The following is a 14,255-nucleotide window of genomic DNA, read 5'->3' on the forward strand; positions in this document are numbered from 1 at the left end:
GTTGGGGGAGCTGTGCCTGAAAAAAGCAAAAACTCCAAAAACGACGAAAAAATGTACAGATGAAGGCGTGACTGCGCGCTACGGAATCGCTACGGCAAAAATATCGCCTTCACCGGCACACTCGTGCAACATTGGGGCTAGTATTCCGACAGGAGATCGCCGTGACCGGTGCCAATAGCCAACAGCAACAACCGCCCTTCAAGCCTGCCGACGTGCTGGATGCCCACATCATGGGCGACGAGCGCACCATGTATGCCCTGTTCGATTACCTCCGGGCCAACGATCCAGTGGCCTGGGTGGAGCATCCCGACTACCGTCCGTTCTGGTCCCTGAGCCGCTACGACGACATCAAGCGCATCGGCAGCGAGAACGACCGCTTTCTCAGTGCGCCGCGCACGGTACTGGTGCCAACGGCCTTTGAGGAAGCGCTACTGGAACGCTTTGGCACCCGCAACGGCCTGGAAACCCTGATTCACATGGACCGACCCAAGCACTTGAAACTGCGCCGGGTCACCCGCGAGTGGTTCCTGCCCCGCTCGATCGAGAGCCTGACCGCCGAGGTGCAGGCGCTGTCGAAGGAATTTGTCGACAAGATGCAGGAAATGGGCAGTGAGTGCGATTTTGTCCGCGACATCGCCCTGCTCTATCCACTGCGCATCATCCTCTCCATTCTGGGTCTGCCGCGGGAAGCTGAAGAGACCATGCTGAAGCTGACCCAGCAGCTGTTTGGCGGCCAGGACCCGACCCTGCAGCGCGGCGACAGCGAGACCGCCGGGCTGGATGTGCTCAATGACTTCGGCGCCTATTTCGGCGAGGTGATCGAGGACCGCAAGAAGAACCCGAAAGATGACCTGGCCACGGTGCTGGCCAATGCGGAAGTGGACGGCGAGCCGATGAACGTGCTCGACCAGGCCAGCTACTTCATCATCACTGCCACCGCCGGACACGACACCACCTCCGCGACCATCGGCGGCGGCATGAAGGCCCTGCTGGAGCACCCGGACCAGCTCGCCCTGTGGCGCAAGCGCCCGGACCTCGACAACAGCGCCGCCAAGGAGATCATCCGCTGGGTGTCACCGGTGCGGCACATGGTGCGCACCGCCACCGAGGACCTGGAACTGCACGGTCGCCAGATCCGCGCTGGCGACAACATCGCCCTCTGGTACCCCGCCGCCAACCGCGACCCGGAAGTCTTCGACCACCCCAATCGCCTCGATCTGCAACGGGACCCGAAAATCCAGCTGGCTTTCGGTTACGGCTCCCACATGTGCCTGGGCCAGCATCTGGCGGCACTGGAAGTGTCCTGTTTCTTCCGCGAACTGTTACCGCGCCTGAAGGACATGGAACTCGCCGGTGACCCGGAGTGGGTCAAGGCAATCTTTGTTGGCGGTCTGAAATCGATGCCAGAGCGCTACACTCTGAACTGAACCGGTCGCAATATTTGTTGCCAAAGCCCGGAAGCGCTGACGTCAACGAGGTGGACATGAAAACTTCGAGCATGCTGTTGATGACCACTGTACTGGCCCTGGCCGCGTGCTCGGGCACGCCCCGGCCCATCGTCGACACCAAGGGCGTCGACATGAACCAGTACCACCAGGATATGGCCGAGTGCCAGCGCTTCGCCGCAGAGGTGAATGTCGCCGGCGGCGTGGCGCGCGGCGCCGGGGTTGGTGCGGCTGTCGGTGGTGCCATCGGCGCAGTGACCGGCAGCGGCACCGAAGGCGCGGCCACCGGCGCCATAACCGGTGGCGCCACCTCCGGTATCAAGAATGACAGGGAGCGAGAGCGGGTGGCCAAGAACTGCATGCGCGGGCGCGGCTACCGGGTACTGAACTGACCCGCGCTCAACCCCGGACCAGCGCCGCGGGCGCTCAGAACAGCTTGCGCCCCTTGTTCGCCGCGATCCGCATGCGCAGCGCGTTCAACTTGATGAAGCCCTCCGCATCCTTCTGGTTGTAGGCACCGGCATCGTCCTCGAAGGTGGCGATGCTTTCGTCGAACAGGCTGTCCTCCGACTGGCGCCCGGCGAGGATGATGTTGCCCTTGTACAGCTTCAGACGCACCTTGCCGTTCACGTTCACCTGGCTCTGGTCGATAGCGGCCTGCAGCATCTGTCGCTCCGGCGACCACCAGTAGCCGTTGTAGATCATCTCGGCATAGCGTGGCATCAGGTCATCTTTCAGGTGGGCGACTTCCCGGTCCAGAGTGATGGACTCGATGGCACGGTGGGCCTTGAGCATGATGGTGCCGCCGGGGGTTTCGTAGCAACCGCGGGATTTCATCCCCACGTAGCGGTTTTCCACCAGGTCGAGGCGGCCAATGCCATTGGCGCCGCCGATTTTATTCAGGCGTTCCAGCACGGTGGCCGGGCTCAGGCGCTCGCCGTCGATGGCGACGATATCGCCGCGCTCATAGTCCAGTTCTATATAGGTAGGTGTGTCCGGAGCCGCCTCCGGGCTCACGCTCCAGCGCCACATGTCTTCCTCGGCTTCCGACCAGGGGTCCTCGAGTATCCCGCCCTCGTAGGAGATGTGCAGCAGGTTGGCGTCCATGGAGTAGGGCGACTTTTTCTTGCTGCTGCTGAAGTCCACCGGAATATCGCGCTCCTTGCAGTAGGCCATCAGCGTTTCCCGGGAGGTCAGGTCCCACTCGCGCCAGGGCGCGATCACCCTGATCCCGGGCTTCAGCGCATAGGCGCCCAGCTCAAAGCGGACCTGGTCATTGCCCTTGCCGGTGGCGCCGTGGGAAATGGCCTCGGCGCCGGTCTCGTTGGCGATCTCGATCAGGCGCTTGGCGATCAGCGGGCGGGCGATCGAGGTGCCCAGCAGGTACTCGCCCTCATAGACAGTGTTGGCGCGGAACATGGGATAGACGAAGTCGCGCACGAATTCCTCGCGCAGATCGTCGATGTAGATCTCCTTTACGCCCATGGCCTGGGCCTTGGCACGGGCGGGCTCGACTTCCTCACCCTGGCCGATGTCCGCAGTGAAGGTCACCACCTCGCAGGCATAGTTGTCCTGCAGCCAGCGCACGATAACCGAGGTATCCAGGCCGCCAGAGTAGGCCAGCACCACTTTCTTGATGTCAGACATGAGTTGCTCCGTTTTCAGGACTGTAAAGGGTCCGTATTCTACTCCGGGGCAACGGGTGATTCCCAGTCCGTATTCCCGTAGGGTGGGGTTTACGTTACCATCTCCGCTGACATTCCCTGCCCTGGCCCGCTGTGACTGAACTCACTCTTACCCGCCCCGACGACTGGCACGTGCACCTGCGCGACGATGACGCCCTGCCCCATACCTGCGCCGACATGGCACGGTATTTTGGCCGCGCCATCGTCATGCCCAACCTGACGCCGCCGGTGACCACCGTGGCTGCCGCCAGCGCCTACCGGGAGCGCATCCTGGCGGCCATGGCCGGGCTACCGCGGCAGTTCCAGCCGCTGATGACCCTATACCTGACCGACAGCACCGACGCCGCCGAGATTCGCCGCGCGGCAGACTGCGAGTTCGTGCACGCAGTCAAGCTTTACCCGGCGGGCGCCACCACCAACTCCGATGCCGGGGTGGCGCAGCTGGAGGCCCTGTACCCAACCCTGGAGGCCATGCAGGCGGCGGATCTGCCACTGCTGGTCCACGGCGAGGTCACCGACAGCGAAGTCGATATCTTCGACCGGGAAAAAGCCTTCATTGATCGCCATTTGGCGCCGATCGTGCAGCGATTCCCGGGTCTGCGGGTGGTACTGGAACACATCACCACCGCCGATGCAGTGGACTTTGTCAGCACCTCGCCGGCGACCGTGGCCGCCACCATTACCGCCCACCATCTGTTGCTGAACCGCAACGACATGCTGGTGGGGGGCATCCGGCCGCACCTGTATTGCCTGCCGGTACTGAAACGCAGCACCCACCAGCAGGCCTTGATTCGCGCGGCCTGCTCCGGTAGCCCGAAATTCTTCCTTGGTACCGACTCCGCACCCCACAGCACCGGGCGCAAGGAGACCGCCTGCGGTTGTGCCGGCTGTTACACCGCCCATGCCGCGCTCGAGCTGTATGCGGAAGTGTTCGAAGCCGAGGGCGCGCTGCCCCTGCTGGAGGGCTTCGCCAGCCACTTCGGGCCGGACTTCTACCGCCTGCCGCGCAACAGCGACAGCATCACCCTGCGCAAGGAAAGCTGGCAGGTACCGGCGCACCAGCCCCTGGGCGACACCACCCTGACCCCGCTGCGAGCGGGCGACGCCGTACACTGGCGAGTACTGGATCGGGACACCACGGTTTGACGGAAACCAGCGGGCAACGCATCTGCGACCGCTTCCGCGGCTTCCTGCCGGTGGTCATCGATGTGGAGTGCGGCGGCTTTGTCGCCGCCACTGACGCCATCCTGGAAATTGCCGCCACCATCGTGCGCATGGACGAGGACGGCAACCTGGGCGTGCATCGTACCCTCAACTTCCACGTCAAGCCTTTCGAGGGCGCCAACATCGAGCAGGCGGCGCTCGACTTCACCGGCATCGATCCCTGGCACCCCTTCCGGGAAGCGGTCGACGAGGCGGAAGCCTTCGACGAGCTGTTCAAAGTGGTGCGCAAGGAAGTTCGCGACCAGAGCTGCAATCGCGCCATCCTGGTAGGCCACAACGCCCACTTTGACGCCGGCTTTGTCAACGCGGCGGTGGAGCGCTGCGGTATCAAGCGCAACCCCTTCCATCCCTTCTCGTTCTTCGATACCGCTACCCTCGCGGGCCTGGCCTATGGCCAGACCGTCCTGGCCAAGGCCTGCAGGGAAGCGGGTATCGCCTTCGATAACGCCGAGGCACATTCCGCCGCCTATGACGCCGAGCGCACCGCCGAACTGTTCTGCGAAATCGTCAACCGCTGGAAGGACTCCGGCGGCTGGATGCCCAGCTTCGAGTAATCGGTCGTCCTACTTTGCCCCCGGCTGGCCGCGCTGCACGCCCTTGCGCACCAGCGGCCAGAACAGTTCCTCGCGCCAGTCAAACCGGCCCGGCAGGCCAAAGCGCTCCTGCCGCTCCCGCGGTATCTTCGCGGTACCGTAGAACACGTCCAGGCAGAACAGGGTGATGGCATAGTTGCCGCGCGCGTGGGCATGCTTGCCAAGTCCGTGGTGGGCATGGTGGGTGTCGGGCAAAGTAATGACCTTCTCCAGCACGTTGAACACCGGGGTCATGCCCGGCAACCGGCGCAAAGCCAGGTCCCAGCGGTAGGGGGTATGGGTCAGTGCATTCACCACGAATTCAATAAGGATGGCGGCGGCAAACACCTCGTACAGGCCCAGGTGCACGCAGATGGCACCGATCCAGGTCTGCGGTAGCAGCAGGGTCCAGAAAATGTTGTAGCGGTACAGTACCAGCGCATTCAACTGCGGCGCACTGTGGTGGGTGCGATGCAGCTTCCAGAGCCAGCGTTTCTCGTGGGACCAGCGGTGCAACCAGTAGTGGCAGAACTCCTGCAGGAAAAACACCACCGGGAACGCGAGCCAGAAACCGATCCCTGCCAGGGCACTCTCGGTACCGGTAAAGACCCTGCCGAACAGCAGGCCGATCATCAGGGCCACCACGGGACCCGCCATCAGGGTCTGGGCCGAGATGCCCGCGAGGGCGAAGCCACGGTCGCGCCAGGTATTGGTGCGCCGGCTGTGGTGCCCGCCCAGGGCTTCCAGCAGCAGCATGCTCACAAATACCGTCAGGACCACCACACCGACCAGCTGCTCTATTGTCATTGCTCGTTGCTCCCGGTAAAGGTGTCATCACGTTCCCGGCCCGCGGCCTGCAGGCCACCCGCCAGAAAATCCACCAACTGCCCTGTGCGGACCGCGACCTGCCGCCGCGACCAGGGCTGTTGCGCCTGCCGCCGCTGGTGTGCCCACAGGGCAGCGGTATGCACCAGGGTCAGGCTGGCCAGTTCCAGCCGCAGATGGCAGGTTGCCTCCGGCAAAGGTGCCAGCGCCCGGGTCAGCCACTCCGACAGCAGCCGCAGGGAGCGGCCGCGCTCGTGGCCGGCACCAAGCAGGAGTGCCTGGCGCTGCTGGCTGTGCAGCTGCGATACCAGGCTCAGATAGAAGCTGTCCTCGACAGCACCTGCCAGCAACTCGAGATAGGGCAACACCATCGCCTCGACCAGGGCCGGCAGCTGTGCAGTCCGCCCCTGCGCCTGCAGGGTTTCCAGCAGAACCATCCGGCGCCGGTTGATCGGACCCTGGCGGTATTCCAGCAACGCCTCCAGCAGCGCATCCTTGCTGCCGAAGTGGTACTGCAGGGCGGAGTTGTTGCGCTGCCCGGCCTCGCTGCTGATGCGACGCGTGGACAGGGCATCCAGGCCCTCTTCCGCAAACAGGCGCTCCGCTGTCAGCAGCAACTTGTGGGCGGTGGTGTTGGCAACATCCATGGTCATGGCGCCAGTTAAGACAATTGTCTTGATTAAGTCAAGCGTATTAACCGGTCGCAGCCTTAACTCTCGCGGTCATGATGCCGATCAAGCAACGTCAGCCCGAGGTGAACTATAGTGAAGCCTGCAGCAATCGCGTAAGGATGTACGTTATGGGCAAGACCAGCCTGACTATCGATGGCAATGAGGCGGCCGCACGCATCGCCCACCTGACCAGTGAAGTCATTGCCATCTACCCCATCACCCCCGCCTCCACCATGGGCGAATGGGCCGACGAATGGTCCGCCGCCGGGCGCCGCAATCTCTGGGGCAGTGTGCCCCGGGTGATTGAGATGCAGAGCGAAGCCGGCGCCGCCGGGGCGATTCACGGCGCCCTGCAGGCCGGTGCGCTCACCACGACCTTCACCGCTTCCCAGGGGCTGCTGCTGATGCTGCCCAACATGTACAAGATCGCCGGCGAGCTGAGCCCGACCGTATTCCACATCGCCGCCCGCTCGGTGGCCAGCCAGGCCCTGTCCATCTTTGGCGACCACAGCGACGTGATGGCAGCGCGAGCCACCGGTTTCGCCATGTTGGCCGCGAACAGTCCCCAGGAGGTCATGGACTTCGCCTTGATAGCCCACGCCGCCAGCCTGCGCGGGCGCCTGCCAGTGCTGCACTTCTTCGACGGCTTCCGCACCTCCCACGAAGTGGCCAAGATCGAAGCCGTGTCCGAAGATGTGGTGCGGGCACTCATTGATGAAGACGCGATTCGCGCTCACCGCGAGCGCGCATTGTCGCCGGAACACCCGGTACTGCGCGGCAGTTCGCAGAATCCGGATGTGTTTTTCCAGGCCCGGGAAACCGTCAACCCGTGGTACAGCGCCTTCCCCGGTATTGTCCAGGCCGTCATGGATGAGTTTGCGGCGCTGACCGGGCGCCGTTACCACATTTTCGACTATGTTGGTGATCCGGAGGCGGAGCGGGTGATCGCCTTGATGGGCTCCGGCGCCGAGACCGCCCAGGAAACCGTGGATCATCTGGTGGCTCGCGGCGAGAAGATCGGGCTGCTGAAAGTACGCCTGTTCCGGCCCTTTGATCCCGCCGCCCTGCTCGCAGCCATACCCGCCAGCACCCGCGCCATTGCCGTGCTCGATCGCAGCAAGGAACCCGGCGCGGACGGCGAGCCGCTGTACAAGGACATCCTCGCCGCGCTGGCGCAGGAAGCCATGACCGGGGGCGCCCGTGCCGGGCTGCCGCGGGTGATAGGCGGCCGTTTCGGGCTCTCCTCCAAGGAATTCACCCCCGGCATGGCCAGGGCGGTGTTCGATGAGCTTGCCAAAGACACACCGAAGAACCACTTCACCATCGGCATCCACGACGACGTCAGTCACAGCAGCCTGGACTGGGATCCAGACTTTCGCACCGATGCCCACGCCCACAGCATGCAGGCCCTGTTCTACGGCCTCGGCAGCGACGGTACCGTCAGCGCCAACAAGAACAGCATCAAGATCATCGGCGAGAGCACCGGCCTCCACGCCCAGGGCTATTTCGTCTATGACTCGAAAAAGTCCGGCGCCACCACCGTGTCCCACCTGCGCTTCGGGCCGCAACCGATCCACGCCAGCTACCTGATCGAGGACCACAGCGCCGGTTTCATTGCCTGCCACCAGCCGGGCTTTTTGCACAAGGTCGACATGCTGCACAAGGCCGCCCCCGGCGCCACGTTCCTGGTGAACTCGCCGCTGCCCCCGGACCGGTTCTGGGACAGCCTGCCGTCCCACTGCCAGCAACAGATTGTCGACAAGGATTTGCAGCTGTACTGCATCGACGCCTACCAGGTAGCCGCCGAAACTGGCATGGGCAAGCGCATCAACACCATCATGCAGGTCTGCTTTTTCGCCATCTCCGGCATTCTCCCAGCGGAGCAGGCCATTACCGCCATCAAGGACGCGGTGGAGAAAACCTACGGACGGCGCGGGGGTCGCATCATCGAGCGCAACTTCCAGGCCATCGACGCGGCACTGGCGGGGCTGCACCAGGTCGAGCCCGGCAGCGTGCGCGACAAGGTCGTTCCACTGCACGCAGATGTCGGCAGCGGCGACAGCTTTGTCGAGCGGGTCACCGCCCGCATCATGGCGGGCCAGGGCGACCTGATCCCCGTCAGCGCCCTGCCCGCGGACGGCAGTTTCCCGCTGGGGACGGCGGCGCTGGAGAAGCGCAACCTGGCGCTGGAGATTCCGGTCTGGGACGCGGACCTCTGCACCCAGTGCGGCAAGTGCGCCTTCGTCTGCCCCCACAGCGTCATTCGCAGCAAGATCTTCAGCGAGGCACTGCTGGCACAGGCACCCGCCACCTTCAAGGCAGCGCCGGTGCGCAACAAGGACTATCCGGCCGGCCAGGTCATGAGCTATCAGGTCGCGCCAGAGGACTGCACCGGCTGCACCCTGTGCGTAGACATCTGCCCCATCCGCGACAAGAGCAATGCCAGTCACAAGGCCGTCAACATGGCTCCCATCGAACCCCTGCTGGAAGAGGAAAAAGCCAACTGGAACTTTTTCCTGCAGCTGCCGGAGTTCCCCCGCGAACAGCTCAAGACCACTACCCTCCCCGGCGCCATGGTCATGCAGCCACTGTTCGAGTTTTCTGGTGCCTGCGTCGGCTGTGGCGAAACGCCCTACCTGCGGCTGGTAAGCCAGCTGTTCGGTGACCGCATGGTGATTGCCAATGCCACCGGTTGCTCCTCCATCTACGGCGGCAACCTGCCAACCACCCCCTGGGCGCACAACGCCGAGGGTCGGGGCCCGGCCTGGAACAATTCCCTGTTCGAGGACAACGCCGAGTTCGGTCTCGGTATCCGCATTGCCATCGACCAGCAGGTGAGTCAGGCCAGGGACCTCCTGCAACAGCTGCGCGGCGATGTGGAGCCGGCCCTGGCAGACGCGATTCTCGGTGCCGACGAGAGCGACGAGGCCGGTATTCACGAGCAGCGCCAGCGGGTGGCAGAACTGCGACAGGCATTGACAAGCCTGGAGGGAGACAGGGCCCGCCGCCTGCTGGAGTTGAGCGAAAACCTGTGCCGCAAGTCCGTCTGGTGCGTGGGCGGCGACGGCTGGGCCTATGACATCGGCTACGGCGGCCTGGATCATGTGCTGGCCACCGGCGAGGATATCAACATCCTGGTACTCGACACCGAGGTGTACTCCAATACCGGCGGCCAGACCTCCAAGGCCACGCCCCGCGGCGCGGTCGCCAAGTTCTCCGCCGGCGGCAAGCCGGTGGCGAAGAAGGACCTGGCCCTGCTGGCGATGGAATACCCGAACGTCTATGTGGCCCACGTCGCCTACGGCGCCAAGGACACCCAGACCCTGAAGGCCTTCCTGGAAGCGGAGGCCCACGACGGCCCGTCCCTGATCATTGCCTACAGCCCCTGCATAGCGCACGGGGTGGATCTGAGCAACAACCACCGGCAGCAGGACATGGCGGTAAAAAGCGGGCACTGGCCCCTGTTCCGCTTCAACCCGGCGCGGATTGCCCAGCACCAGAGTCCCCTGCAGCTGGATTCACCGGCGCCCAGCATTCCCTACCGGGAGTTCGCCGACTCGGAGACCCGCTTCAAGATGCTCTGGCACACCCACCCGGAGGCCGCGGAAAAATTTGTCGCCCAGGCGCAACACGACGTGGCCCTGCGCTACCAGCACTACCTGCAGCTGTCGCAGCTGGACTGGAGCGAGGAGGCCACCCTGTCGGCACCGCGCGCCCAGTTGCGCAAGAAAGGCGACCAGAACCGGAATGGGGAGACACCTGACCATGACTGACCTGAGCACCCGCTACCTGGGCCTGGCCCTGAAAAACCCGTTCGTGCCCTCTTCCTCTCCCCTCACCGGCAAAGTCGATAGCGCCCTGCGGCTGCAGGATGCCGGCGCCGCCGGTATTGTCATGCCGTCCCTGTTCGAGGAAAAAATCCAGCAGGAGCACGCGCTGCTGGACCGCTTCCTGGATGAACAGTCCCTGGGGCACGGCGAAGCCACCAGTTTCCGGCCCATTCCGGCAGAGTACAAGTCCAGCGAGGACCAGTACCTGGAGACTCTGCAGCAGCTGAAATCAGCGCTGGAGATCCCAGTGATTGCCAGCCTCAACGGCGTCACCGCCGGCGGCTGGCTGGAGTGCGCCCTGGCCATCCAGGATGCAGGCGCCGACGCGCTGGAGCTGAACGTGTACTACGTGCCGGGTGACAGCCGTGAAACCGCCACTGCAGTCGAGCAGCGCTACCTCGACATCGCCGCGGCACTGCAACCGCGGGTCAAGATTCCGGTAACGGTAAAACTCTCCTCGCAGTTCAGCGCGCCGCTGGATTTCATCCGCAAGCTGGAGCAAACCGGGGTCCAGGGCGTGTGCCTGTTCAACCGCTTCTACCAGCCGGATATCGATCTGGAGACACTGACGATGGTGCCGAAACTGGACCTGTCCAGCTCCATTGAGTCACTGCTGCGGGTGCGTTGGGCAGGCATGCTCCACGGGCACACGAGCTGCAACATTGCGGTAACCGGCGGTTTCCATACCGCCGCGGATGCGCTCAAGGCCCTGCTGGCCGGTGCTGATGTGGTACACCTGTGCAGCGCGCTGCTGCTGCAGGGGCCGCAGCTCATCGAGACACTGCTGGCGGACATGCAGCGCTGGCTGGAGGAAAAGGAGTACACATCGGTCGAGCAACTGCGGGGCAGCCTGAGCTGCCGCCACGCCCCCAACCCGGCCGACTACGCGCGGGCCAACTACATCGATGTGCTGGACAGCTACTCGGTTCCGGACGGCGTGCAGTTCTGACGCCGGCTCACGGCCGCAGCATCAGGCCCCGCTCGACAAACCAGCGCTCATCCAGCGGCGCGTAAAACTGTCCATGGCGGACTCCCGCGTAAAGGTTCAGTGGCCTCCCAGGGAGCCGTCGCCCTGCTCCACCGACTTCACCCGCAGGTGGCGAACACGCCCCGACGGCAGCGGCCACTCGATCTCGCCACCCACAGCGAGGCCGATCAGCGCACTGCCCACCGGGGTCAGCACAGACACCCGCATCTTGTCCACATCGGCTTCCTGGGGATAGACCAGCGTCACGGTGGTTTCCTGACCGGCGTCGGTGTCCTCGAATGTCACCCGGGAATGCATGCTGACAATACCCTCGGGAAATTCCTGATCGGGCACCGTATCGGCACGGGCCAGCTCTTCATCCAGGGCATCTGCCTGCGGACCTTCATGGTGCTCGATAGCCGCCTGCAGGCGGCGGTAGTCGCTGTCCCGGATAGTTATCGGGGAATTGATCTGGGCACTGTGCATCATTAAAACTCCATAACTCCTGATTGTCGACTGCGGAGGCCGGCCGTCAGGGTACTGTTGCTTTGATTGGTAAAGCGCAACCGCCGCCCGAACGGGCTGCAGCAAGCTCTGTTGTTATCGGGATACTGCCTGAGAGGGTGGCGCGACGATCAGGCCGGCAGGGAAGCCTGATCGCCGCGCACGGGGAAGACGCCGGCAGCACTCTGCGTCCGGGTTGCAATCGAGAATACAAAAATGTGCTGTGCACTGAACATGGGCGCAGCATAGCATAACGACGGTAGCTGGCGAACCTCAGCGCCGGTAGTCGCTGATCTGTACTTCCTCGCCGTAGTCACCGTAATCACCCAGGGCGCGCAGGTTGCGGAATTCCTGCCAGGGCAACGGACGATAGTGAGCGGGCGAGGACTCCGACACCAGGCCCGGGAGCGGCGCAATTATCGAGTCCCGGCCCGGGTTGAGAAACCAGGCAATGCTGAGACGCGCCTGACCCGAGCTGGCGCGAACCCGATGCAGCGGCGCCAGGTAGCGATCATTGGACCAGACCTGGAGCATGTCTCCCACGTTGATGGTGAGTGCGCCCGGCAGCGGGTCCACGTCCAGCCACGCCCCCCGGTACTGCACCTGCAGGCCCTGCACCTGATCCTGCAGCAGCACGGTCAGGGCACCCGCATCGGTATGGTGACTGATGCCGAAGGGGCCTGCCGGGGGAGCCTCCGCATCCAACGGCAAATCCCCGGTCGGATAGTGATTCAGTCGCAGGAAGCTGCCGTGTGTCGGGGCAAAGTGTGCGACCAGACTGGCCGGCGGTTGCGCCAGCCCCTCGCACAGGCGCTGCAACAGGTCCAGCGCCAACGCATGGCAGGCATCCGCGAATACTTGCAGCACCGGCCGCAGCTCCGGCATGGCGGGCGGCCACGGCGTTTGCCCCAGGGGTGCAAAATCAAAGATCTCCTTGCGATCCCGCAGGTTCTTGGTGAGCTCCCGGTCATAGTAGCCAAACGGGTTGTCGAGGGTACGGCTGGCAGCCTGCTTGAGCGCCGGATCGCTGGCGAAGAAGGCCCGGGCCGCGGCCTGGACATCAGCGACCAGCACCGGCGCCAGCCCGTGGCCGGTCACCTGGAAGAAACCCCAGCTGCCGGCGGCGGCCGCCAGCTCGGCGACGACAGCCTCGCGCCGGGCGCTGAGGTCGATAACAGGTATGGTTGGCGCGGTCATGCCGGGAGACTCCTGCTGTGGGTTCGCTGACAGGATACATTATGCCGCGCGGGTGCCCCGCGATGCACTATCCCGCCATACACTCCGCCGCCAGCTTTTGACCTCGGCAACCAGCTCTCTATACTGGCCACACACACAGCAAAGAGATTATCCGATGCAGGCATTTTTCCATTCCGCCCAGGACCAGCATATCCCGAAGACCTACTTTACACGAGGCCAGATGCGCCAGCCGCAGGAAGTGCCGGACCGCACCGGGCATATGCTGGAGGGCCTGAGGGAGCTGGGGGTAAGGGTTTCAGAGCCGGTAGACAGGGGTGCCGGCCCCATCTCCCGGGTGCACGACCTCGATTACCTGCGTTTCCTGCAGTCGGCGCACCGGCGCTGGCAGGAGATCCCGGAGGACTGGGGCGACGAGGTGATGTCCAATATCTTCGTGCGCGAGCCCAATGCGCTGCGCGGGATCCTGGCCGAAGCCGCTCGCTATCTGGCTGACGGCAGCTGTCCGGTGGGCGCCAATACCTGGCACGCCGCCTACTGGTCGGCCCAGTCGGCAGTCGCCGCGGCCGAGGCGCTGCTGGCGGGCGACCGCAGCGCCTACGCCGTCTGCCGCCCCCCGGGCCACCACGCCCGCCGCGACGCCGCGGGAGGCTTCTGCTACCTGAACAACGCTGCCATCGCCGCCCAGCACCTGACTTCGCGCTTCCCGCGCATCGCCATCCTCGACACCGACATGCACCACGGCCAGGGTATCCAGGATATCTTCTACCACCGCAGTGACGTGCTCTACGTCTCCATCCACGGCGACCCCACCAATTTCTACCCCGTGGTGAGCGGCTTCGAAGACGAGCGCGGCGCAGGCGAGGGGCTGGGCTACAACATCAACCTGCCCATGCCCCACGGCTCCTCGGAAGAGGACTTTTTCGCCAGGCTGGAGGAAGCCCTGGCGGCCGTTACCCTGTTCCAGCCCGACGCCCTGGTCCTCGCCCTGGGTTTCGACATCTACAAGGACGACCCCCAGGCCAAGGTGGCCGTCACCAGCGAGGGCTTCGCGCGGCTCGGCACTGCCATCAGCGAACTGCTCCTGCCCACCCTGGTGGTGCAGGAAGGCGGCTACGACCTGGATTCGCTGAGCACCAATGTCCAGCAGTTTTTCCGCGGCCTGGGGTAAGGGGCTTGAGGGGCCCTCCCCGGGCCCCTGTTCATCAGCCTCCTTTCCCACTTCGTCTATTCATCAAACCGTAACCCCGGTTTAGCACCACTGTCATATCCCACCGTTAGCCTTGTGGTCCGAATCGAGGCAGGGCAGGTGGAACTCGCATGCCTTGTCCACAACTA

Annotated in this window: 12 protein-coding genes; 7 read left to right on the forward strand and 5 right to left on the reverse strand. The window is 64.3% G+C overall.

From position 1 onward, the window contains the following. Positions 1-161 precede the first annotated feature (161 nt). Entirely contained in the window at positions 162-1,427 is a 1,266-nt protein-coding gene (locus tag RLO07_RS01165) for a cytochrome P450 (RefSeq protein ID WP_462290299.1), read from the forward strand. A 56-nt stretch (positions 1,428-1,483) separates the two neighbouring features. Beyond that, positions 1,484-1,837: a glycine zipper family protein gene (locus RLO07_RS01170; protein WP_462290300.1), complete on the forward strand. Its 354-nt coding sequence runs from the start codon at positions 1,484-1,486 to the stop codon at positions 1,835-1,837. A gap of 34 nt (positions 1,838-1,871) precedes the next feature. Here RLO07_RS01170 and RLO07_RS01175 read toward each other — a convergent pair whose 3' ends face one another. Continuing rightward, positions 1,872-3,092, reverse strand: coding sequence for an argininosuccinate synthase (locus RLO07_RS01175; protein ID WP_462290301.1), 1,221 nt, complete (start codon positions 3,090-3,092; stop codon positions 1,872-1,874). A gap of 131 nt (positions 3,093-3,223) precedes the next feature. On the opposite strand from RLO07_RS01175, the gene pyrC reads away from it, so the two are divergent. After that, entirely contained in the window at positions 3,224-4,276 is a 1,053-nt protein-coding gene (gene pyrC, locus RLO07_RS01180) for a dihydroorotase (protein WP_462290302.1), read from the forward strand. Further along, complete coding sequence (gene rnt, locus RLO07_RS01185; protein WP_462290303.1) at positions 4,273-4,908, forward strand: ribonuclease T; 636 nt, start codon at positions 4,273-4,275, stop codon at positions 4,906-4,908. Before pyrC ends, rnt begins: the two co-directional genes overlap by 4 nt. 9 nt (positions 4,909-4,917) lie before the next feature. Here rnt and RLO07_RS01190 read toward each other — a convergent pair whose 3' ends face one another. Both RLO07_RS01190 and RLO07_RS01195 read right to left on the reverse strand, forming a co-directional pair. Continuing rightward, positions 4,918-5,733 (reverse strand): sterol desaturase family protein, encoded by an 816-nt coding sequence (locus RLO07_RS01190; protein WP_462290304.1) that lies wholly within the window; start codon positions 5,731-5,733, stop codon positions 4,918-4,920. Next, complete coding sequence (locus RLO07_RS01195; protein WP_462290305.1) at positions 5,730-6,398, reverse strand: TetR family transcriptional regulator; 669 nt, start codon at positions 6,396-6,398, stop codon at positions 5,730-5,732. Before RLO07_RS01195 ends, RLO07_RS01190 begins: the two co-directional genes overlap by 4 nt. A gap of 152 nt (positions 6,399-6,550) precedes the next feature. Here RLO07_RS01195 and nifJ point away from each other — a divergent pair, with 152 nt between their 5' ends. Then, positions 6,551-10,195, forward strand: coding sequence for a pyruvate:ferredoxin (flavodoxin) oxidoreductase (nifJ, locus tag RLO07_RS01200; RefSeq protein WP_462290306.1), 3,645 nt, complete (start codon positions 6,551-6,553; stop codon positions 10,193-10,195). Then, positions 10,188-11,201: a dihydroorotate dehydrogenase-like protein gene (locus RLO07_RS01205; protein WP_462290307.1), complete on the forward strand. Its 1,014-nt coding sequence runs from the start codon at positions 10,188-10,190 to the stop codon at positions 11,199-11,201. The genes nifJ and RLO07_RS01205 overlap by 8 nt, the downstream gene beginning before the upstream one ends. A 96-nt stretch (positions 11,202-11,297) precedes the next feature. Here RLO07_RS01205 and rnk read toward each other — a convergent pair whose 3' ends face one another. Beyond that, positions 11,298-11,708 (reverse strand): nucleoside diphosphate kinase regulator, encoded by a 411-nt coding sequence (gene rnk / locus RLO07_RS01210; protein ID WP_462290308.1) that lies wholly within the window; start codon positions 11,706-11,708, stop codon positions 11,298-11,300. A gap of 288 nt (positions 11,709-11,996) precedes the next feature. After that, positions 11,997-12,920 (reverse strand): isopenicillin N synthase family dioxygenase, encoded by a 924-nt coding sequence (locus tag RLO07_RS01215; RefSeq protein ID WP_462290309.1) that lies wholly within the window; start codon positions 12,918-12,920, stop codon positions 11,997-11,999. Between the two features lie 154 nt (positions 12,921-13,074). Between RLO07_RS01215 and RLO07_RS01220 the strand changes: the two genes are divergently transcribed. Beyond that, on the forward strand, positions 13,075-14,088 hold the full coding sequence (locus tag RLO07_RS01220) for a histone deacetylase family protein (protein WP_462290310.1): 1,014 nt from the start codon (positions 13,075-13,077) through the stop codon (positions 14,086-14,088). Positions 14,089-14,255: the final 167 nt, after the last annotated feature.

The organism is Haliea sp. (genome assembly GCF_040221975.1).
GTDB lineage: Bacteria > Pseudomonadota > Gammaproteobacteria > Pseudomonadales > Halieaceae > Haliea.

Excerpts from the sequence above, each read along its gene's own strand:
- RLO07_RS01205 (WP_462290307.1), top strand. The coding sequence starts at position 10,188 with ATGACTGACCTGAGCACCCGCTACCTGGGCCTGGCCCTGAAAAACCCG.
- rnk (WP_462290308.1), bottom strand. The coding sequence starts at position 11,708 with ATGATGCACAGTGCCCAGATCAATTCCCCGATAACTATCCGGGACAGC.
- nifJ (WP_462290306.1), top strand. The coding sequence starts at position 6,551 with ATGGGCAAGACCAGCCTGACTATCGATGGCAATGAGGCGGCCGCACGC.
- RLO07_RS01190 (WP_462290304.1), bottom strand. The coding sequence starts at position 5,733 with ATGACAATAGAGCAGCTGGTCGGTGTGGTGGTCCTGACGGTATTTGTG.
- RLO07_RS01195 (WP_462290305.1), bottom strand. The coding sequence starts at position 6,398 with ATGGATGTTGCCAACACCACCGCCCACAAGTTGCTGCTGACAGCGGAG.
- RLO07_RS01215 (WP_462290309.1), bottom strand. The coding sequence starts at position 12,920 with ATGACCGCGCCAACCATACCTGTTATCGACCTCAGCGCCCGGCGCGAG.
- RLO07_RS01175 (WP_462290301.1), bottom strand. The coding sequence starts at position 3,092 with ATGTCTGACATCAAGAAAGTGGTGCTGGCCTACTCTGGCGGCCTGGAT.
- RLO07_RS01170 (WP_462290300.1), top strand. The coding sequence starts at position 1,484 with ATGAAAACTTCGAGCATGCTGTTGATGACCACTGTACTGGCCCTGGCC.
- RLO07_RS01220 (WP_462290310.1), top strand. The coding sequence starts at position 13,075 with ATGCAGGCATTTTTCCATTCCGCCCAGGACCAGCATATCCCGAAGACC.